Here is a 20,575-nt window from a genome sequence, read left to right as displayed (position 1 = left end):
TCAGGCGAGTATTGCTATTGGTGATTATCCTGCGAATAATAAAACCTGAATTCCCAAAAACTAGATCATAAATATTACTAGTAGTTACACACAGTGCCCAAATTGCCCGTAAACCGGGCATTGGGCATTATTTTTAACTGATTTAATAGATTATAATTATATAATCTACCTGGAGGGATTCATATGCTTGCGAAGACCATTGAGCATGTCATCAAGGTAAATATCAAGGGCAAGGACTATCTGTACCAATTTCAGAATGCTTGGGATCCGATCAAACAGCGTTCTTATAGCAAACACCGAATTACCCTTGGGCGCCTGATTGACGGCAAGGTGGAATTGGGAAGGAAATTTCTTCGAGACAATCCTCAATACAAGGATGTTGAACTAACTTTTACCGATAACAAACTCTGTCCGGTTGGTATTGCAGAAGTCAGTCTTCCGGTGGCACAAATTGTTTTAAACCGGTCGGAAGCACTCAATGCCGGAGCCAGCTATGTATTAGAGCAAATTGCCAAGCAATCGGGAATAACTAAAGCCTTAAAGGTCGTCTTTCCTGAGCATTGGAAAGAGTTACTATCCTTAGCGATATTCTTAGTTATCCATCCTGACGCCACCGTCTCCAACTACGATGTAATAGCGCAAAACTCTCTCTATCCGACTGCCGCTATACCCTCTCAAAGAATCTCCGAAATATTTGAATCCATCGATTATCAACCCTCTGTCGAGCAATATCTGAAGCTGCGTCTTGCCTGATTTCTCTCAACGTGTCTTGTCCTGAAAAAAGTTGACTACTTAGGGAGTCAACAATGAAAGTTGAAGAACAGATATCTACACTAATGAAACAAGCAGAGGCAAGAAGGCTTGTTTCGGATTTGTACAATCAGGGGATGCCAATAAAAGAAATTGCAAAGCATGTGCCAGTTTGTTTGGCAACAGTTTATAGGTGGATAGATTTGCCAAAAAGAACGCCGGTTGTTGGGAAAGACCTTGATAGGAAGGGCCTTGATGGAAAACTCCTTAATGCAAGAGCCTGCCCTTCTTCAGATGAGGCTAAACCCGAGAATTTAGATTTGAATAAAGTAAGCGAAATCGCCTTATTGAAAGCTCAAATCAAAGAGCTCAAGGCGCAACTGCGAGCACAAAGCCTAAAAGCACAGGCCTATGAAACAATGGTCCAGCTAGCAGAAGAGCGCTTTGGCATACCTATAAGAAAAAAATCTGGCGCCAAACAATAGAAGTCCTGCAACAGCAGAGCTGTCCGTACGGAAGTGTAACGGCCCTGTGTAAGTTGTTTGGCGTCAGCAAGCAGGCGTACTACAAGGTTCAGAAAAGAGGCTCTTCAGAGGCAGAATCGAGGTATCTAACCGAGGAGATAATCATCGAGTACTGCAAAGAAGTACGCAGTGTTGACCCGAATATAGGCGGAAAAAAGCTGTGGGCGATGTACTCTCAAAACTTTCCCGGAAGATTGCATGTCGGACGAGACCGGTTCGCAGACATTCTTGCAGACAATCATTTAAAGCTGCGACAGAAGAAAAGAAAACCGAGGACAACCGATTCACAGCATAATCTGCCAACTTATCCAAACTTAATTAAGGACCTAATACCATATCGGGCGAACCAGATATGGGTTAGCGATATTACTTACGTACCAATTAAAGTAACGGATTGGGAATCGGAGTTTACATATTTAGCGCTAATCACAGATGCATACAGCCACGAGATTGTAGGCTGGAAACTAGGCTCTGACCTGAGCAATAGAACAGCAATCAGCGCACTAAAAATGGCACTCAGTCTATGCCAAGCAAGAGGGATAGATGTTAAAAAAGAAGGCTTGATCCACCACTCAGATCGGGGGGTTCAGTATGCAAGTAAAGAATATGTTGAATTGCTTCGAGCATCGGGCATATGTATAAGCATGACTGAAAACGGAGATCCAAAAGAAAACGCAATAGCTGAGCGAATCAATTCGACAATCAAAAATGAAATGTTGGGGAGTCGTAGGTTTGAAACCCACGAGCAATTAGAGCAAGCATTGTTTGAAGTGGTCTCTTTCTACAACGAGTGCCGACCGCATTTAAGCAATAACTTACTAACTCCGGCAAAGGCAGCAGCTTTAAGAGGGGAGTTAAAGAAGCATTGGAGATCACGTAGGGAGGAGTATCTAAGAGCTAGATAGTGAAGTAAAATTTGTTTATTCCTGCTTTCGGTTGCCAGTAGGCAACACCTCCTGGCAACCGAAAGCAGGAATAAGATCAACAAGAGGTAAACTAATTTCAGGGATTACTCTTTAAACAGTAAACTTTAACTAGGTTTAACAACATCAAGTAGTCAACCGATTTCAGGAAATGACACGATTCGAACGGTATTCTCAATGGTTCGAACGACGATTCTCAGCGTTCGAACGGAGCTAATTTTCAGTGTCGGCTGATGCGTCAACGTTGATAGGTAAATCAAATTCTCACAGGTTCGAACGCTCAGTTTTAACCGTTGGGCCGACCTGTAGTTTACAAGATTTTGTGATAGCTATTTTTATAGTTGTTTGCAGTGATTTTGCGAGCACGTACGGTGTCAAGCCAACGTGGGATAAGTTGTAACGGAGCGCCAGCGAGGTTACAGCATTATGCCGCGAAAGTGGCTTGACGCCGTTCTTCTTTAATACGCTGTACAAAGGCCGTTAAGCACACTGCTTAACGGCCTTAAAAACAGGCGGCGACAAGCGTTAAAACGCGTTTGGCCCTGCAATTAACTTCTTCTATTGACCTTTAGGATTTCTGCACGCCTCCATATTGTTCCATTTGCCTGACTGAGGCACCGTACATTTCGATTCTGTGGGAGACACTGACGAGTCTGTCCAGGATTGCGTCGGAGTAAGTCGGGTCGTTGATATATTCAGCCCATTTACTGACCGGCAGTACGCTTGTGACGATAGTACTTGCGTACATGTATCTTTCGTTTATTATTTCCAGCAGATCCTCTCTGGATCTGGCGTCTAACTGTCCGATGCCCCAGTCATCGAGGACTAGCAGATCAACATTTTTATACTCCTTGAGTTTTTTGAAGTATGTTTCGACGATCTGATGTGACGCAGACATTTGGTTAAGCAGCAGGGGTATTCTGACTACCCTTGCTGTTTTCCCTTTCATGCAGGCCTGATTAGTTAAGGCGCACGCAAGGAAGGTTTTACCGCATCCGGCAGCTCCGGTAATAATGATGTTTTGGTGCCTTTCCATCCACTGCATCGTGAGGAGCGCCTCTGCCTGATTTCTATCTAATCCTCTTTCAATGCTGAAGTCGATTGTGTCAGGACGAGCGTTTGGCAAGCAGATTTTTGCTTCTTTAAGACGACGGTTTAGTGCATTCGAGTCTCGCTTTTCAACCTCATATTCCAGCCCTTCGATGACGCAGTCAAGCAAAGGCATTTGACAGGCGTCAGGGTCAGTAAGAATCGCACTGAAGCGCTCATAAGCGGCACGCATTTTCAGCCTCTTGCACAACTCGCTGAGACGCAGAATTTTTTTATCATGAGTAGTTATTTCTGATGTTTTCATGTTCAACAGTCCTATAGTCCTGGTCTTTGTCGGAATTATCTAAGCCCATAAGCAGCTCTTTCTTTCGCATATTCACAAAGTTCTCGATAAAGCTGTAGCTCAGGAACTTTTGTTCGAGCGCAACGCCGAGGGCTTCATTGGCGAGCCGGATCGATCCTATTTTTGCAAGCCGCCTTAGGCAGGAGCAGAATCTGCGGGCGTTCATTTGATCGGATTCCCACTTGATCTCCAAGACGTTTACAACCGTACTTTCGTTGTAGCCGCAGTCGATCAGCTCTTGTGCCCATTCATCCTTACTGAGCCGTTGGTGCTTTTCCTTTGCCGTCAGATGCTCAGGCAGAATGTGCGTCTTCTGGCCTGAAGCTTCAAGCAATCTCTTGTGCTTGCCAATGCAGACGGCGGTCTCAATGTCGTAAATGAAGACATTTTCGGCTGTCTTCAGCACGGAGACTTTTTTACCTACGTGGCTGGCAGGAACGCTGTAACGATGACCACAGTCCTCAGTGAGCCTGATACAGTGCCCTTTGTCAACCTTTAAGTACTTCCAGCTGCCGACTTCAAAGGCAAGGATGGGAAGACTTGCCAGCGCTTTTTTCTCGTGCGCCGCAAATTCAATTTCGCGACTGCTTTGGCGATTCTTTGTGAACGGACGCTCGTTGAACTGACGTACCTTCTCAAGAATCTGCTCGTTCAGATCAGACAGATCAAACGCTCTTATCGGACCCTGCATCGACAGAGGCGCTATCACATGCCGATAGAAGTGTAAAACGCTGTTTTCTACGCGGTTCTTGCCCTTTGGACTTCGCGGCCGACAAGCAAAGGTGTTGATCCGGTAGTATTCGCACAGATTGGTCAGGATTGGAGAGTAATCGATTCTGCTTTGCTTATGCGACATGACAAGGCTCCTGGCGTTGTCGACTATAAGCGTCTTTGGAATGCCGCCGAAGAACTCCAAGGCTTTGACAATCCCTTGCATCCAGGAGTGCTGTTTTTCATCGTCAAAAGCGCAGGCAAACATCTTCTGACTAAATGTCATTGTGGCAACAAACAGTTTGGATTTGCGGCTTTTCCCATGCTTGTCGACCCAATTGATAAGCTCGCCGGCAAAATCGATTTCCATCGAGCCGCCGGGTACTCGCTCCAAGTTGGTATAAACCTCCTTCGGAGCTTTAGCTTTCATTGCCTTATCTATTTGACGGCAGAACGTCGGATACGAGCAGGCGCTGCTAGGGTCAGATGCCTTGTATGCTTCGTAAAGAAGCTGTCTGGTTGCATACTTGACGTTTGCAAGCTGAGTTATGACGTGATCTGTATCGATTTCTCGGTACTTTGCGTCAATGTGAGAACACAGCAGCTCTTCCAATACGGCTGAATCAGTCTTTTCGATCTCCGTGTACGTCAAGCCGGATGCTTTGATCTGGTTTGCGTATTTTGAGACAGTTGACTTCGATACGCTGACGGAAGCTGCAATTTTCGAATACGGTTGATTCAAGTTCAGCAGAGCTGCAATTTTCTTGATCTTTTCCATTGAAGATTGTTCCATAAATTGTCCCTAAAAAATTTAAGGACCTCAGACTACAATCCAACGGAAAAAACTGAAACATGCTAAGCGTTCGAACCAGTGAGAACACCGTACTCAACTGGCAGAACAATTAGCTAGCTACTATTATGAGAGGGGGCGTTCGAACACTTGAGAACACCGTTCGAATGGTTGAGAGAATTCATCTTGCCTTGTCATTTCCTGAAATCGGTTGACTACTTGATGTTGTTAAACCTAGTTAAAGTTTACTGTTTAAAGGGTAATCCCTGAAATTAGTTTACCTCTTGTTGATCTTATTCCTGCTTTCGGTTGCCAGGAGGTGTTGCCTACTGGCAACCGAAAGCAGGAATAAACAAATTTTACTTCACTATCTAGCTCTTAGATACTCCTCCCTACGTGATCTCCAATGCTTCTTTAACTCCCCTCTTAAAGCTGCTGCCTTTGCCGGAGTTAGTAAGTTATTGCTTAAATGCGGTCGGCACTCGTTGTAGAAAGAGACCACTTCAAACAATGCTTGCTCTAATTGCTCGTGGGTTTCAAACCTACGACTCCCCAACATTTCATTTTTGATTGTCGAATTGATTCGCTCAGCTATTGCGTTTTCTTTTGGATCTCCGTTTTCAGTCATGCTTATACATATGCCCGATGCTCGAAGCAATTCAACATATTCTTTACTTGCATACTGAACCCCCCGATCTGAGTGGTGGATCAAGCCTTCTTTTTTAACATCTATCCCTCTTGCTTGGCATAGACTGAGTGCCATTTTTAGTGCGCTGATTGCTGTTCTATTGCTCAGGTCAGAGCCTAGTTTCCAGCCTACAATCTCGTGGCTGTATGCATCTGTGATTAGCGCTAAATATGTAAACTCCGATTCCCAATCCGTTACTTTAATTGGTACGTAAGTAATATCGCTAACCCATATCTGGTTCGCCCGATATGGTATTAGGTCCTTAATTAAGTTTGGATAAGTTGGCAGATTATGCTGTGAATCGGTTGTCCTCGGTTTTCTTTTCTTCTGTCGCAGCTTTAAATGATTGTCTGCAAGAATGTCTGCGAACCGGTCTCGTCCGACATGCAATCTTCCGGGAAAGTTTTGAGAGTACATCGCCCACAGCTTTTTTCCGCCTATATTCGGGTCAACACTGCGTACTTCTTTGCAGTACTCGATGATTATCTCCTCGGTTAGATACCTCGATTCTGCCTCTGAAGAGCCTCTTTTCTGAACCTTGTAGTACGCCTGCTTGCTGACGCCAAACAACTTACACAGGGCCGTTACACTTCCGTACGGACAGCTCTGCTGTTGCAGGACTTCTATTGTTTGGCGCCAGATTTTTTTCTTATAGGTATGCCAAAGCGCTCTTCTGCTAGCTGGACCATTGTTTCATAGGCCTGTGCTTTTAGGCTTTGTGCTCGCAGTTGCGCCTTGAGCTCTTTGATTTGAGCTTTCAATAAGGCGATTTCGCTTACTTTATTCAAATCTAAATTCTCGGGTTTAGCCTCATCTGAAGAAGGGCAGGCTCTTGCATTAAGGAGTTTTCCATCAAGGCCCTTCCTATCAAGGTCTTTCCCAACAACCGGCGTTCTTTTTGGCAAATCTATCCACCTATAAACTGTTGCCAAACAAACTGGCACATGCTTTGCAATTTCTTTTATTGGCATCCCCTGATTGTACAAATCCGAAACAAGCCTTCTTGCCTCTGCTTGTTTCATTAGTGTAGATATCTGTTCTTCAACTTTCATTGTTGACTCCCTAAGTAGTCAACTTTTTTCAGGACAAGACAACAAGAAAATATGGCGCCGAACAGGACAAGTTGTTTATCCATATCTATTACAGCAAAGAAAGAGAAGCTGACTATGTCATGAATATGACTCAATTAGTCGAAAGTTTTAAGTTGCGTCTGAAAAATGGGAAAGTGCCTAACTCACCGTATTTCAAGCGATTCTTCAAACGCGGAAAAGGTGACGACGGCAAGGTCAAATATGATTTTAATGTTCCGGCTTGGGCTCAGTTCTGCCAGAGTTGTGGTTTCTTCTTTCTTGGTTCTGACAGAATTTCCTTACCGGATGAGGCTCTAAACATTTACCGTCAAAAGGACACCGTCGAAAAAGCGTTTAATAACTACAAAGATAGATGCGGCGGCAGAAGATTGAGGTGTTTGCAGAGAGCTTTAGATGGAAAGGTCTTTGTCACGTATTTAGCTCTGAGTTTAAGACTGATGCTGCATAAGCGGATGCAGGACGCCAACATTGACCCTGAGCAAGCTCCACGCCTGATAAGTGAACTTAATGCATTAACCGTCTATAAGTTCGCTCCTGAGGGCCAAGTCACATATCTCTGGCACGAGATCCCAAAGCGTTACAAGGAACTTATGCAGAAGTTGAAAATAAAAATCCCCGCCCCGATTTTTGTAATCTAGGAGCGGGAATTCAGGATAAAAAGCCGCCCAATAGGCGGCTTGATAAGCAGAATAATTGAATCGATTATTGGTCAAGACACAACCTAAAAGGAACGATCTCCTTCATGAGAAGTGTTGTCTCAATCTTTCTGATATAAGGAAGTGTTGATAATTGTGTGTCGTAGACCTGCTGGTAGTCGGAGAGGTCAGTCGTCGCGACTCGCAGCACATAATCCTGTTCTCCAAAAATTCTATGAGCGCTGGTGATTGCAGCAATGTTCATCAGGGCTCGCTCAAACTCGCTGATTTTCTCATTGGTTGCTTGCGCCAATGAAATGAAAACCAAAGCTTGGAAGCCTTTTCCAACAGCCTTCTCGTTTACCACCGCCTGATACTTACTGATAATGCCCGTTTCTTCCAGATTTTTAATTCTTCTCTGGCAGGACGAAACACTGAGATCAGTCATTTTGGAGAGCTCAGAAAGTTGAATCTTACCGTTTTCGACCAATATCGAAAGGATTTCACGATCGAATTTATCCATCCGGGTACCCCTTTAAAATACCTTGAGGAATTGTATCAATATAGGGACTGTGCGGGTGAAATTAAAACAGGACAGGGAGCTTTCAATGCTCACTCTTGAGTCCCGCTCCGCATAATGAGATTAAGGCGTCATGCGTTGGGCCGTAAAGCTCCTGATAGCAGTAGTAGGCGGCAAGCGCTGCGGCGGTCGTATGCTCAACATAAAATCCTTTTGCCGCCATTTGCCTGCGGCACTCGAGGATTTGTGCTTCGGGTGCTGTAACAACCCGAATTGAGTGCTTGCGTATCATTTCAAGTACTTCCGCACCTCTTGCGGGTTTACCAATCGCAATACCCTCGGCCAATGTGGGCTTCACATCGACACTGACTACGTGTTCGGCATTCTGCCTAACAGTTTCCATAAACGGCGCGCAGTTTTCGCTCTGAACTGCAATAAGGTTCGGTGCCTTATCGATAGCTTTAGAACGAAGCAGATGTTCGACGGCCAATACCGCGCCAATAAAGAGTGTGCCGTTGCCAAGCTCGATGAAAATATTTTCGGGCAGTCTGCCGAGCTGCTCAAACGTTTCGTAGATGTAGGACTTCGTCCCTTCATAGAAATATGGGTTGTAGACATGATTAGCGTAGTAAGCGCCTTCTTCTTCTACTTTGGATCTGCAGACGTCTGCGCAGTGGTCACGGCTTCCGGGAACAACAACGGCTTTGGCGCCGAAGCCTTCAATCATAGAGATTTTGTTGGGGCTGGTGCCTTCCGGAACATAGATCTCACATTCAATCCCGCATCGCGCACAGTAAGCGGCAACAGCAACTCCGGCATTGCCGCTGGAATCCTGCACGCATTTTTTAACACCGATGGCTTTCATGTGACTCACCAATGCTGCCGCGCCGCGATCCTTAAAGGATAGGGTAGGCATCATAAAATCCATCTTGAAGAGCACATCTTCGTTGAAAGGAACAATCGGAGTCATGCCTTCGCCCATTGAAACAAACTTCCATTCGTCTGCGTCGAGGTTCATAAAAGCGTGATAGCGGAAAAGACTCCATACTTTTTGATCAATAAGACTCTTATCCCATAAAGGCAAATGGTCCTGAGGCAGGGAGAAAAGTCCTCCGCATTCACAATGACAGGCCATTGTTGCGCTGTCGGCGGCTTTGCCGCATTGAGTGCAAATGAATTTCATGTCTTGTTTTCCTTAGATGTATTTGGCTGTAAAGCTATTCTAATGATCAACGAATGAAAGATAGATCATTTTGCTTGGATGTTCTGGCGGTTTTTGTTGCTTTCGGTCGAGAGATACGAGGTTGAGGTTCAATTCTGTTATTGTAAAGAGACTCGAAACTCAGTTATTTTGCTTTAATGACTAAGAGATTTTCTTCTGGATGTATGGCGGTTGTTTTTATTGCCTTGACGTTGTTTTTGCATCCGGCAAGGGCAATTGCGGAACCTACAATCCGAATTGGAGTTTCATCTGTTGTTGAAGTTGATCCGTTTGTTCGTCATACGCTTAAAGAATTGAGTGAAGCTATGTCAGACTATCCTCTCGTTTTCGAAGTGATGCCTCCAACTCAAGTTTTGTCAGCGTCGAAGAAAAGAGAGTTTGATTTTCTTATTGTAGGGCCTCAGACAATGGTTCTTTTGGATCAGCTAGGTCTTGCTCACGCTATTGCGAGCGAGAGGTCTTCTTTTTCCAACAAGGCTGATCACGCTTTGGCCTTAACAATAGTTAAACACAAGATAACGCCTGAGGCTGACATTGCAAGAGTCGGTCTGATCGGTCCCATTGACAGCGTTAAGGGCACGCTCATCAAAGAAGTGCTTTCCAGTAAACGGACATTGGCTGAGAAGGTTCAAGTTAATTATTTTGATTCTTTGAAAGAGCTTATAGATAGTTTTAAGACAGGTACTATTGATGCAATGGCATTGGAACCCTGTACTCTTGAAAAGAATCTGACATTGCTGAAGAATGTAATAGTGATTCGTGAAACGGTTACCGATATTGGTCAATGCTCGATTTCACAGGCTTCTTATCCGAAAACGCAGTTTGCCGCTTTAAACGGAGTTCCCGCCGACTTAACAGATACCGTTGCGGCGACACTGAAAACGATTTTTTATAACGGTCACTCGACTTGGGTTCCTTCTGTGTCCTTGCTCCCAATCAGGCACCTTTTGGAGAAGCACAAGGTGAAGGAATATTTAGCGGTTCAGCCGATGAGTATTCAGCATCTGTTGGATCGTTTCTTTTATTTCATCGTCACGATAGTTGGCGTTGTCCTCCTTTTCGTCATTCACAGTTTCTTGGCAGAAGTAACGGTAAGAAAACAAACAAATAAACTTCTGGAAATCCAGCATGCAAAGGAAGAGGCTGAACGAGATGCACGAGATAAGCAGTCAAAGATGGAAAGCTTGGAAAGGTTAAACATCGTTGGACAAATGTCTTCAATGATCGCTCATGAATTGAAGCAGCCCCTAACCTCTCTGGAGAATTATTTGAATGCGCTTAGCTTGTTAGTTCAAAAAGAACCTCAAGATAAATTAATGATGGAGTATTCCATTTCTAAAATGATTGAGTCGAATCGAAAAGCAGCAGAGATTATTGACCACGTTAGACAATATGCAAAATCCGCAAAAAGCATTCGAACTGTGATTAACGTTTCAACTTTAGCCGCTAAAATTTTTAGAGATTTTGAATTTCGTACAAAAATTGAAAAAAATTTATTGATTCAGTTTAGGGCCTCTATAGTTCCAAATATCTATGTTGAGGCAGATGAGCTGGAATTGTCGCTTGCTATATACAATGTTCTCAAGAATGCTCTCGATGCAGTGAAAAGTAAAGAGAATGCTCAAATTTCATTGGAAGTTCGTTCCGACGGTAGTAATTGTATGATCGTAGTTTCTGATAATGGGGAGAGCTTATCGAATGAACAAAAGGAAAATCTTTTCAACCCGTTACGAAGTAGCAAAGCCGATGGCATAGGTCTTGGAGTGGCAATTGTCAAGCGTATTATGGAAGCCCATGCTGGCAGATTAGAGTTCAATTTTGGTAGGGAAGGACTTAGTGCAATTCTAATTTTGCCTATGTGTTCACAGGTATAACGATGATTGATTTGCCCGTACTGCAGAGAAAATGTTTAATCCGAATTGTGGATGATGACCCCCAAGTTCGTGACTCTTTAAGTTTTCTCCTTAAAGTGAAAGGTTGGAAGGCTGTAACTTATGAAAGTGCTGAGGATTTTCTTGCAGAGGAGCGGTTCATTCAGCCAGGATGCTTAATTCTGGATATCAGGATGCTTTCCATGAGTGGTTTGGAACTTCAGCTTCATTTGGAGAGAAAAGGTTTTTGTCTTCCGATAATATTCATTACAGCGCATGGAGAAGTAGATTCAGCAGTACACACAATGAAACACGGAGCTGTAGATTTTCTTCAAAAACCTATTGATCATGGTCGACTAGATCTAGCAATTCGGAAGGCGTGCGAAAGAGATATAACCGCACATGAAGCAAGAGAAAGCGCAAAGTCTCTACTCCGTAACTACGATTCGCTGACCAAGCGTGAAAAAGAAGTTCTCAGTTTTGTGGCGCAAGAAAAAACAAGCAAGGAAATTGCCGTAATACTTGGTATATCTGAACGAACTGTTCATACCTATCGCTCAATTGGGATGGAAAAGCTTCAGGTGAAGACTGTTCTACAGTTAGCTACAGCCTTTCTGCGAATAAAAGAGGCAAGACTATGAGAGGGGGAGACTGTTTCCGGCAATTCTTCCGAAGACAATTGAGGCGAGCAGCTTATTGCCTCTGACGGCTCTTTTACCGTGTATCCCTCCGCATACACCGCCGGCGGCGTAAAGGCCGGGTATAGGCAAACCATCCCAGCCAATAACTTGGGATTTACTATTGATAGCGAGGCCGCCAAGGTAAGAAATTGGCTTTATCTCTACTTTCATTGTTTGAATTTTTCCTGGATCGGTTATTGGAATAAGCGAGTTTTTGGACCTTCCCTCACTAAGGTAATCACGACCGGCTGTAATGGATTTTCTGTATTCATTAAGAGTCGAGAGGACATTAGATCTAAATTCTGCCGATTGATTTGCAAAAAGGGAGTCAAGCTTCACTCCGGTGCTTACATAGGAATTAAAGCGGAGGCAGAACACCGGCAGTTCAGCGGAAATAATTTTTTCATAAAGCCGTCTTTTGGTGGAGTCCTCAGCAACGAACCTCTTTCCGTGTTTGTTAACTAGAATGTATTGTGTCGGGTTGACCAAAAATTGCGCTGTTTTTGTGTCAGCTGGGCCGTAGTTAATAAAGGATAGACCGGTGACAGCTGCGCCGATCTTCAGAAGGTGAGACAGAAAGCAGGGTTCATTCTCTTCTGTTAAATCCTTTATCGAGGTTTGGCCGCTTGCAATAACTATATTTTTGCAGATTAATTGTTCACCATTTCGGAAGTGTAATTCCCAGAGTCCATTGGCAAGCCGAAGAATACGGCATACTTCACTCTGTTCTGAGATCGTTAATCGGAGAAGCGATGCTCGGTCTAAAAGTGCCTGCGTAAGTCTTTTGTACGAAATGCTGTGAGTTCGAGGCCAAATGCCCTCAGGGATACGAATGACCCTTTTGGGCATATGCACCCCCAATTCCTCTAACCATTGCAATACACCGGGGCTGTTATAGCAAAGAAGTTTAACGAGGTTGGGAAAAGCGAGATTCTCGCCATAGGCCAGAGTTTGTTGATAGAACAGTTCCGTGGAATCTTGTATTTGCTGACTTTGCTGCCTAAAAGGATCAATCGCATTTAGGAAAACTATTGAATTGTTCCCCGGTTTTACTTGGCAACGGTCAAGCACTCTGACTTTAAGACCTCTTTGAGCGGCAGTAATTGCAGCTGTCATTCCAGCCGTTCCTGCGCCTACAACAGCTAACTCGCATATCGCCTTCATAAAAACTTATCTCCAAGAACTTTTCCGAACTCTCTGCCAAATACAATTGCTTCTGCAATTCCGTTCCCTCCGAGACGATTCGTCCCGTGAAGGCCGCTGGTTATTTCACCGCCCGCATAAAGTTTAGGGATTTTCTTTCCTTGGAAGTCTAAAACCTCGGTTCTCTCATTAATTCTCACACCCCCCACGCAATAGTGCCTGTTCATGACTTGAGGACAGGCGAAAAACGGTGGGGTATCAATATGCTGAAGAAGACGAAGTTTTCCGAATTCTTTGTCTGTACCCTCGTCAACCGCTTGGTTGTATTTCTTCACTGTTTCCACTGTCATTTCTGCGGGGATCAAAAGTTGTTTAGCAAGCTCAGTTATTGTGTCTGCGGTATAAGCTTCTCCTCGCTCAACACTTCGAACGATCCCATCCCGATGTTCTTTGTCGAGAAATTCGAATCCTCTTTTATCAACGAGCGCAAAACATGTTCGATCTGGCTGATTTAATAAAGCCTCTCGCAGAATGTCTCTTCGACTGTCCTCGGCAACGAATCGTTTACCTTCTCGATTTATCCAAATCATGTGCCCCACAAATAGATGAAGAACCGTTCTTTCTTTTTGACCGGGCAGTTTCCCGGGAATGCATTCAATATATTCAAGATTTTCTACAGCTGCTCCGGCGCGGATTGCAGCAACTAGCGCGTCTCCTGTTGCGAGCGGCTGATTTGTTGAGGGTAATCCTTCCAAACGAGGATCGCAGATTGTGCACATAATATTATTCTGAGCAAATCCGCCTGCACCGAGAAACAAAGCTTCTTTGATTCGTATCGTTCTTATGTGATTCTTTTCTTCAACAAGACAACCGCTGACTACACCAGTCTCTTTGTCTCTGAGAATATCCAGCATTCTTGAGTTTGTGCGAATTTCGATCCTATGATTTGTAATGTAATTATTTAGAGCTTTGATGTAACCCGTCCCGTGAGGTTCAACCGGAAGATGCGAGCGCGGGAACAGTGCACCGTACCCTTCATTGATTTCTGATTTGAAGGACATGCTCAATGACTCCAGCCACTTCATTGTCTCATAGGTCCTCGTACAAAATAATGAAACTAAAGAGGGGCGATTCTTGAAGTCTCCTTCGCGAAGGATTTGACTTTTAAAAAGCTCAAGGGAGTCATTAACTCCTGCGAGCTTTTGTCTTTCTGGATCAACCGAATTGAAGAGACCTGAAGATAGTAAGGTATTGCCTCCAATAGAGGGAGCCTTCTCGAGGACGAGGATACTCCTATATCCATGTTGGTGGCAGGAAACAGCTGCACTGAGGCCGGCACCTCCGGCCCCTACTATAAGTACGTCGACACTTTCGTCAGGGCATCCAATTTGTCCGTAGACATCAGAAAAAACAGGCATTGAAGCAGCTGACAGGCTTAACTGTAAAAAATCTCTTCTATTAAACATAAAAAAATATCATATATACCAAGTTTTTGTTAGTCATGGCTACGGATTTCATGAAGAGCGATGATCGTTATATTTCAGTTATGTCCTTTCTATCATCCTAAAGGAGAAGAAAATGAACCTCAAGAGAAGATCATTTATTTCAGCTCTAGCGGCTGTTTTTGGATCAGCTGTCGCGACTCAAGCACATGCCAATCTTTATACCCCGGTTCCTGAAAAATGGAATGAGTCTGTTGATGTATTGGTTATTGGTGCTGGCGGTGCAGGTTTTGCTGCGGCAGTCACCGCTAAAGAAGAAGGCGCGAAGAGCGTTCTGCTTGCAGAAAAACTCCCGTTTGTCGGTGGTAACACGATGATTTGTTCTGGACTAATGAATGCGGTTGATCCAGAGCGCCAAGAGAAAAAAGGCATCAAAGATTCCAAGGAATTGCATCTTAAACAGACGCTAGATGCTGGCGATAACCGGGCAAATCCCGAACTTGTCAAGATTCTTACAGATAATGCATTGGAAAGTGTTCATTGGCTTGAAGCTCACGGGATGAAATTTAAAGATGATGTTTATCAGGCTTATGGGGCACTGTATCCGAGAACACATGTGCCAGTCGAACCAAAGGGGCACGGTTATATCAAGGCTATGGTTGAATCGGCTAAAAAAGTCGGAGTAAACGTTCAAACAAATCTTAAGTTAATTTCTTTTGTCAGAGAGAAACCCCTTGAAGGGCGCGTCATGGGAGCCCTTTTTGAAAACGGTAAGAAAGAAAAGATTTACATTCGAGCAAAGGCAATTGTATTAGCGACTGGAGGATTTGCATCTAACCGGGAGCTGAGGTCAAAGCACGACCCGAGAATGTATGCACTGACTACAACCAATAATTCGGCTGCTTCTACTGGAGAAGGATTATTAGCAGCTAAGGACATCGGGGCATATTTGATCGGCATGGACTACATTCAGTGTAATCCCGGCACACCTCCGGGAAAGAAATATCGCGGAGTTCTCCATCTTGATGTAACTCGTTATATTTTTGTCGGTCCGGATGCAAAGCGTTTCGTTGCGGAAGATGAGAGACGTGATGTACTGAGAGACGCGATTTTGAATCTTCCGGAAAAATTTGGATATACCGTTGTTGATAACGATGGTTTCCTTCACAATGACTCAGCAGTTCAAGAATCTACTAAGAAAATGGTCAAAGAAGGAGAAGCTTGGACAGCAGACAGTATTGAGGACCTTGCGAAACAGATGGGGTTAGAACCCGCAGCGCTCAAGAAAACAGTAGATGAGTACAACAGCTACGTAGATTCGAAAAAGGATCCGCTAGGCAAGAATGAGCGCAACCTTGCTCATAAGATTATCAAACCTCCGTTCTGGGCATGCTACAGTGCGATGAGTGTCCATCATACGATGGGCGGCGTAAATATCAATACAAAGACTCAAGTTCTTGATGATCAAGGCAAAGTAATCCCAGGCCTCTATGCGGCAGGTGAAGTGGCCGGTGGTATTCATGGTTCCAACCGTGTTGGAGCAAATGCTGTCGCGGACATTTTCACTTTCGGTAGAATTGCTGGGAAAAACGCAGCGGCAGAGTCTAAAAGCTAGTTTCCGTTAAGATGTAACCAGAAAATGGCAGATTCCTTTTAAAGAAATCTGCCATTAACCTTTAGGAAGGGCATAGAAGTCGACAGATAATTGCTCTAATCCCTTTAAAATATTAGAAAAAGGTGAGTAATTATGGCTGATGTGATCGCAGCGATTGGGGTTTTCGACAAGACGCTTATTCCTAACTACATGCAGGCGCCGATCTTTAAACACTATAAATTTGACGGCGCTCAATTCTGGGCGGAAAACCGAAAAGAGGTACAAGCGCTTCGGGCCCAAGGACTTGATGTTAATGAGGACTCTTTCTACCTTAATCGGTTTCTTGAATTCAGGAAGGCGGAAAGTTTGAAGGACTGAATAACGATTTGCTCGTCCGATTCGGAAAAGAAATTGAGTTTTATGAAGGCGCGGTGGATTTATTTACTGCCGTCAATAAGCTCAACGATGAATCTCAGTATCGAGATGCCGGTATTACATTCGAGAACTATATCGTCAGCACCGGCCTGAAACGAATGATTTTAAGCTCTGCCATTTTTCCGCACGTAAAGCGTGTTTGGGGTGCAGAACTTGTTGCCGTTGAGGAGAACGGACTGCGTCATTTGGGCAAGATTGCATACAGTCTTGACAAAACATCTAAAACCTAGGCGATTTTTGAGATTAACAAAGGTGTTGGCGTAGTCCAAGAGGCGTCAATTGACGTGAATTCTAAAATTCCGGAAAGCGAAAGCCGTGTGCATTTCTGCAATAAGGCTTATGTTGCGGACGGCCCGAGCAACGTTCCGGCGTTTTCTTTGATTAACGAAAAAGGCGAAGCAACTTTGGCTGTTTATCCGAAGGGTAGCGATAAGGCTTTTGCCCAGGTGGATAAGCTGAGAAGAGACGACCGTGTTCAGATGATCGCAGATACCGCAAAGGCTCTACTGCCGTACTTTGGATCATGCGGCGCTAATGACAGGATGCACCAGCAATTGTCCTCCCTGTCCCGACTGCAATCAAATAAGAATAGAGGAACCTGCCTTAGAGACCTTGATGAATGTCGAGCAGTGGCAGTCGAATTATCTGATCTTGCAGGCAAGGCTTATGAGGCATTTGAACTTCAAAAAAGAGCCGACAAACTAACAGGTAAAATAGTAAAGTGATAAATGATATCCTGAACCAATTGAAGATTATGACCAAGATTGTTGAAAAATCTGAAAGCCGCAAGACTCAGAGGGAACTCTTGAAAGAAGGTTCGACACAAGAAACCATGAAGCGATTCAAAAAAAACTACTCTGAGTATCGCAAGGTTTTTAACTTTCTTAAAGACAAATGACTCAACCAATCACCATTGAGTCTTTAATACAGATTAACGAAATACTTACTCATCAGCCTTGTACCGAAGAGAGAAAGAGAAAAGTTAAAGGGTGTTTGAGTAGTTATTTTTATTACCAAACGCCTGAGGAGCAGGTCACAAGCATTGTTGTTAGTTTAATCAAGGGACATTTCTTTTTAGACGGGAACAAAAGAACGGCTTTATCTGCTTATCTTGATTTGGCCGAAAATAACAATTTACCATTGCTTGTGAACAAAGACGCTCTTGGGAAGCTTTTTATTGAGATTGCTTCAACTCACAAGAGCATCTCAGAATCCTCACAACTTCTCTTCCCTAATCAATAAAGAAACGTAATTTTCAACATTTTCACTTTACGTATGGCAGACAACCTTTATTAATGAAGTAATTAGTTACTTAATAAAAAGATCCGTCAATTATCGTTCCCTTGTTAATGAGAAGACCTCTTCTGCTCAGCTGATGTTTGAATATGCTTATTCAAGCCGGTTTTTTCGAGTAAATGACAGAAGCGCAGGATGTCTGTTTCATCCGGACATTTACAATCCATTGTCAGACTTAAAAACGTCAGAATGAAAAAGAGTCGCGAAGCGTCTCCTCACACATCGTTTCGCTTAAATTGTAGAGAGGCTGAGGAAAGTGAACGCGAATCATGATTTCCTGAGGCTGCATGTAGTAAGGACTAATCAGAGCATACAAATCCCGCCAAGAAATGACAGCGTCTTAGGTTTCAAGGGATTTGGTTCTTCCTGCACCGCCGAATTGCGTAGAGGTTTCTGCAAATAAGTCTGCTGGCGATGGGACTCTAAACTCCATAATCGCAACTTTGCATAGTGTACCAATCATTATCTATAACCCACCCTTTCACACAAAACCCAATATATTAAATCGGAAGAAATTTAGGGAAATGTCCAATAGACATTGATGTACACATATTTATTCTAATGTCAAGAAAAATTATGTAAAAAACTGAGGAACCCTTTTTATGAATACAATTAACCGTAATGTTTCTTTTCCCAAGAAAGAGAAGTGCTACTTCTCCCGACTTTAGGAGAATAGTTCTCTAAATTTTTTCGAGAACCTACGTGGTTCTTATTTTTTCACTTGTTTTTACTTTATTTCTATGTTATAATGTTGTAGTGATTTCTTTGTGAGGGACTACTATGTTTATCGGTATCGTTACCGGCGGCAAATATAAATACGTCAAGCTGCTTGAGGGATATAGAGATGAAAACGGCAAGACAAGAAATCGTGTTGTCAAAACATTTGGAAGACTCGATGTTCTTCTGAAAGAGGATCCGGAAGCAGTTAATAAACTCAAAGCCAAGTACAACGGTCAGCACAAAGAAAAACTCGAGCTGCAGCAAAAGCAGCGTCTAAAAGATCTTGAAGAAACATTAGCCTTCCAAGTGGACCAATCTCGTGTTCAAAGTCCTCTGCCGCTGCTTAATTACGGGCACTTTGCTGTCAAACAGATTTGGGAAGAAGACCTGGCTTTAGACCGAAAGTTCAAGTATGTGCAGCAAACAAGCAAGCTAAAGTTTGATCTGAACAGCCTGGTCCGTTACTTGGTGGCCGGAAAGATTCTTGAACCGGGCTCTATTGAGAAAACCTTTAGGCGAAAAGACGAGTACTTAGGCGACCCGATCAAAGACATAACTTTAGACAATTGTTATGACGCCTATACCTACCTGTTCGATCTCAAAGAAGAAATTATTAAGTGGGTCAATCGCCGGATGAATCAATCCTTCGGTACCGGAAGAACTCGTCTGCTCTTTTATGACGTAACGAACACTTATTTCGAAACCACCATGTCGGATAAAGAGAAGGACTATGAGAGGTCTGACTTTGCGGAGGTTTTAATCGATACGGTTAAGCAGGCTGTTATAAGCGAAGAGCTTCCAGTCGATTGTCTTGATCGAGAAGGAAATGTCATCGTCGAGAATCTTCCGGCAGCGTTCATTGAAAAGCTTACGGACGATAAGTATCGCTATTTCAGAATGCGGGGACCCTCAAAAGAACATCGCTTTGACTTACCGCTTGTCTCTATTGCTTTAGTCATTGATCAAAACGGCATTCCTCTGGATTTCCAGGTTTATGCCGGTAATGCCTCAGAGTTTGCAAAAATGCCGGAATCAATCCGCAAACTCAAAGAAAAATACGATGTTGAAGAAGCGGTAGTTGTAGCTGACAGAGGCCTGAACTCGGTTGAAAATTTAACGATGCTGAACGGGAACAATATGGGCTTTCTGATGGCTCAAAAAGTCACCAAGCTCGGTGAAACGCTAACGAAAAAGATGCTGGACCGGTCACGTTATCAGCCGCTAAACAGTGAAGTTCCAGATGACAATCTTTATCAAGTGGTCTCCGATTGGGAGAAATCGGGTGGGAACGGTTCAAAAATCAACTGTACATTAGTCTTTACGTTTAACAAAAAACGACAAAAGCGTGATCAGGCCATCTTGAAACTCTGGCAGGGAATCGTTCTTGCGAAGAAACAGGCGGGAGTCAAAATCGGGCCGAGAAAAACCGGTTGGGCCTGTTTGGCAAAAACAGAAAACGGCAAGGATCAGCCAATTCTTGGAATTGATGAAAAGGTCTTGCAAAACAAACTGGCTCTATGCGGTTATGCTGCCGTTGTGTATAAGGAATCGCCGATACAAGCAGACAAAGACGGAGTGGTCTCTGAAAGAAAAAATCCGATCCTCAAAGATGCCGAAATCGCCGGTATGTATCATCGTCTTAACTGCATTGAGGACTGCTTCAGGGTTATGAAGTCCAATCTCGGTCTGCGCCCGATGTATGTGTTTAACTCAAAGCACATCATTGCGCATTGTCTGCTGGTTTACCTTGCGCTTATCACTGTCCGGCTTATACAAAATCGTGCTGAAAAAAGTTCCGTACACGTGACAGCTGAGGAAATCTCCACTTGTCTTCGAGAGGCAAACGTTGCCCCACTACTGCTAAGTGAAGAAAGGTCAGTCTTTGCAACTGTAGAGCAATGCAGCAATCTCAGAAAAGGTCTTGAGCGGCAAAGCACTTCTGAACTTGTAGAAATGATTAAAAGCGGGAAGATAAAAACATCGAAGACACCGGAGATCTTAGAGGCTTGCGGATTAAAAATGCCAAATAGATTCTGTTCCTTACATGAGCTTGCCAGAAGTCTAAAGACAAAGTTCCCGGACTTTAACAGCGCTGTTCCGACTCTAAAGAGGTTGGATTTATTATGACGCAGGAATAATTCTTAAAC

At 43.7% G+C, this 20,575-nt stretch carries 20 protein-coding genes; 12 read left to right on the top strand and 8 right to left on the bottom strand.

Annotated features, from left to right (window positions below; genetic code table 11):
- Positions 1-183 precede the first annotated feature (183 nt).
- Genes AC6I1F_RS12635 through AC6I1F_RS12625 form a run of 3 tightly spaced genes read left to right on the top strand, consistent with a single transcriptional unit; the run spans position 184 to position 2,179 of the window.
- A complete protein-coding gene (locus AC6I1F_RS12635; protein ID WP_497801808.1) occupies positions 184-753 on the top strand; it encodes a hypothetical protein in 570 nt (189 codons plus the stop codon).
- A 53-nt stretch (positions 754-806) separates the two neighbouring features.
- A complete protein-coding gene (locus tag AC6I1F_RS12630) occupies positions 807-1,235 on the top strand; it encodes a helix-turn-helix domain-containing protein (RefSeq protein WP_160336441.1) in 429 nt (142 codons plus the stop codon).
- A complete protein-coding gene (locus tag AC6I1F_RS12625; RefSeq protein ID WP_353653788.1) occupies positions 1,217-2,179 on the top strand; it encodes an IS3 family transposase in 963 nt (320 codons plus the stop codon). The genes AC6I1F_RS12630 and AC6I1F_RS12625 overlap by 19 nt, the downstream gene beginning before the upstream one ends.
- Before the next feature lie 586 nt (positions 2,180-2,765).
- On the opposite strand, the gene istB is transcribed toward AC6I1F_RS12625, so the two are convergent.
- The 4 genes from istB to AC6I1F_RS12605 all read right to left on the bottom strand — a co-directional run bounded on the left by istB (position 2,766) and on the right by AC6I1F_RS12605 (position 6,831).
- Positions 2,766-3,551 carry an IS21-like element helper ATPase IstB gene (gene istB / locus AC6I1F_RS12620; RefSeq protein ID WP_281523620.1) on the bottom strand — a complete coding sequence of 262 codons (786 nt, stop codon included), beginning with the start codon at positions 3,549-3,551 and terminating at the stop codon, positions 2,766-2,768.
- Complete coding sequence (istA, locus tag AC6I1F_RS12615) at positions 3,523-5,094, bottom strand: IS21 family transposase (RefSeq protein ID WP_497801770.1); 1,572 nt, start codon at positions 5,092-5,094, stop codon at positions 3,523-3,525. Before istA ends, istB begins: the two co-directional genes overlap by 29 nt.
- Before the next feature lie 364 nt (positions 5,095-5,458).
- Entirely contained in the window at positions 5,459-6,397 is a 939-nt protein-coding gene (locus AC6I1F_RS12610) for an IS3 family transposase (protein ID WP_289170403.1), read from the bottom strand.
- A 5-nt stretch (positions 6,398-6,402) separates the two neighbouring features.
- Positions 6,403-6,831, bottom strand: a complete 429-nt coding sequence (locus AC6I1F_RS12605) for a helix-turn-helix domain-containing protein (RefSeq protein WP_160336441.1) — start codon at positions 6,829-6,831, stop codon at positions 6,403-6,405.
- 71 nt (positions 6,832-6,902) lie between these two features.
- Between AC6I1F_RS12605 and AC6I1F_RS12600 the strand changes: the two genes are divergently transcribed.
- Positions 6,903-7,508: a hypothetical protein gene (locus AC6I1F_RS12600; RefSeq protein ID WP_497801807.1), complete on the top strand. Its 606-nt coding sequence runs from the start codon at positions 6,903-6,905 to the stop codon at positions 7,506-7,508.
- Between the two features lie 64 nt (positions 7,509-7,572).
- On the opposite strand, the gene AC6I1F_RS12595 is transcribed toward AC6I1F_RS12600, so the two are convergent.
- Both AC6I1F_RS12595 and AC6I1F_RS12590 read right to left on the bottom strand, forming a co-directional pair.
- Entirely contained in the window at positions 7,573-8,028 is a 456-nt protein-coding gene (locus AC6I1F_RS12595) for an Lrp/AsnC family transcriptional regulator (RefSeq protein WP_290432529.1), read from the bottom strand.
- Between the two features lie 82 nt (positions 8,029-8,110).
- Positions 8,111-9,208 (bottom strand): threonine synthase, encoded by a 1,098-nt coding sequence (locus tag AC6I1F_RS12590; RefSeq protein ID WP_290144498.1) that lies wholly within the window; start codon positions 9,206-9,208, stop codon positions 8,111-8,113.
- 203 nt (positions 9,209-9,411) lie between these two features.
- On the opposite strand from AC6I1F_RS12590, the gene AC6I1F_RS12585 reads away from it, so the two are divergent.
- Entirely contained in the window at positions 9,412-11,121 is a 1,710-nt protein-coding gene (locus AC6I1F_RS12585) for a sensor histidine kinase (RefSeq protein WP_160336062.1), read from the top strand.
- Between the two features lie 2 nt (positions 11,122-11,123).
- A complete protein-coding gene (locus AC6I1F_RS12580) occupies positions 11,124-11,759 on the top strand; it encodes a response regulator transcription factor (RefSeq protein WP_160336063.1) in 636 nt (211 codons plus the stop codon).
- On the opposite strand, the gene AC6I1F_RS12575 is transcribed toward AC6I1F_RS12580, so the two are convergent.
- Both AC6I1F_RS12575 and AC6I1F_RS12570 read right to left on the bottom strand, forming a co-directional pair.
- Positions 11,754-12,962 carry an FAD-dependent oxidoreductase gene (locus AC6I1F_RS12575; RefSeq protein WP_160336064.1) on the bottom strand — a complete coding sequence of 403 codons (1,209 nt, stop codon included), beginning with the start codon at positions 12,960-12,962 and terminating at the stop codon, positions 11,754-11,756. The genes AC6I1F_RS12580 and AC6I1F_RS12575 overlap by 6 nt on opposite strands.
- Complete coding sequence (locus tag AC6I1F_RS12570; protein WP_497801806.1) at positions 12,959-14,359, bottom strand: FAD-dependent oxidoreductase; 1,401 nt, start codon at positions 14,357-14,359, stop codon at positions 12,959-12,961. The genes AC6I1F_RS12575 and AC6I1F_RS12570 overlap by 4 nt, the downstream gene beginning before the upstream one ends.
- A 160-nt stretch (positions 14,360-14,519) precedes the next feature.
- Between AC6I1F_RS12570 and AC6I1F_RS12565 the strand changes: the two genes are divergently transcribed.
- From AC6I1F_RS12565 to AC6I1F_RS12540, 6 genes are all read left to right on the top strand, one after another.
- Positions 14,520-15,998: an FAD-dependent oxidoreductase gene (locus AC6I1F_RS12565; protein WP_160336066.1), complete on the top strand. Its 1,479-nt coding sequence runs from the start codon at positions 14,520-14,522 to the stop codon at positions 15,996-15,998.
- A 132-nt stretch (positions 15,999-16,130) separates the two neighbouring features.
- Entirely contained in the window at positions 16,131-16,355 is a 225-nt protein-coding gene (locus AC6I1F_RS12560) for a hypothetical protein (RefSeq protein WP_160336067.1), read from the top strand.
- Between the two features lie 8 nt (positions 16,356-16,363).
- Complete coding sequence (locus tag AC6I1F_RS12555; RefSeq protein ID WP_160336068.1) at positions 16,364-16,642, top strand: hypothetical protein; 279 nt, start codon at positions 16,364-16,366, stop codon at positions 16,640-16,642.
- A 54-nt stretch (positions 16,643-16,696) separates the two neighbouring features.
- Positions 16,697-17,137 (top strand): hypothetical protein, encoded by a 441-nt coding sequence (locus AC6I1F_RS12550; protein WP_160336069.1) that lies wholly within the window; start codon positions 16,697-16,699, stop codon positions 17,135-17,137.
- A 169-nt stretch (positions 17,138-17,306) separates the two neighbouring features.
- The gene (locus tag AC6I1F_RS12545; protein WP_160336070.1) at positions 17,307-17,654 is read left to right on the top strand and encodes a type II toxin-antitoxin system death-on-curing family toxin; all 348 of its coding nucleotides are present in this window, start codon (positions 17,307-17,309) and stop codon (positions 17,652-17,654) included.
- An 834-nt stretch (positions 17,655-18,488) separates the two neighbouring features.
- Positions 18,489-20,555: an IS1634 family transposase gene (locus tag AC6I1F_RS12540; protein WP_289185511.1), complete on the top strand. Its 2,067-nt coding sequence runs from the start codon at positions 18,489-18,491 to the stop codon at positions 20,553-20,555.
- Positions 20,556-20,575 lie beyond the last annotated feature (20 nt).

Source organism: Parasutterella sp. St.1A3 (assembly GCF_059728705.1).
Note: the sequence above shows the minus strand (reverse complement) of the source record. Positions and strands in the feature narration are given on the sequence as shown.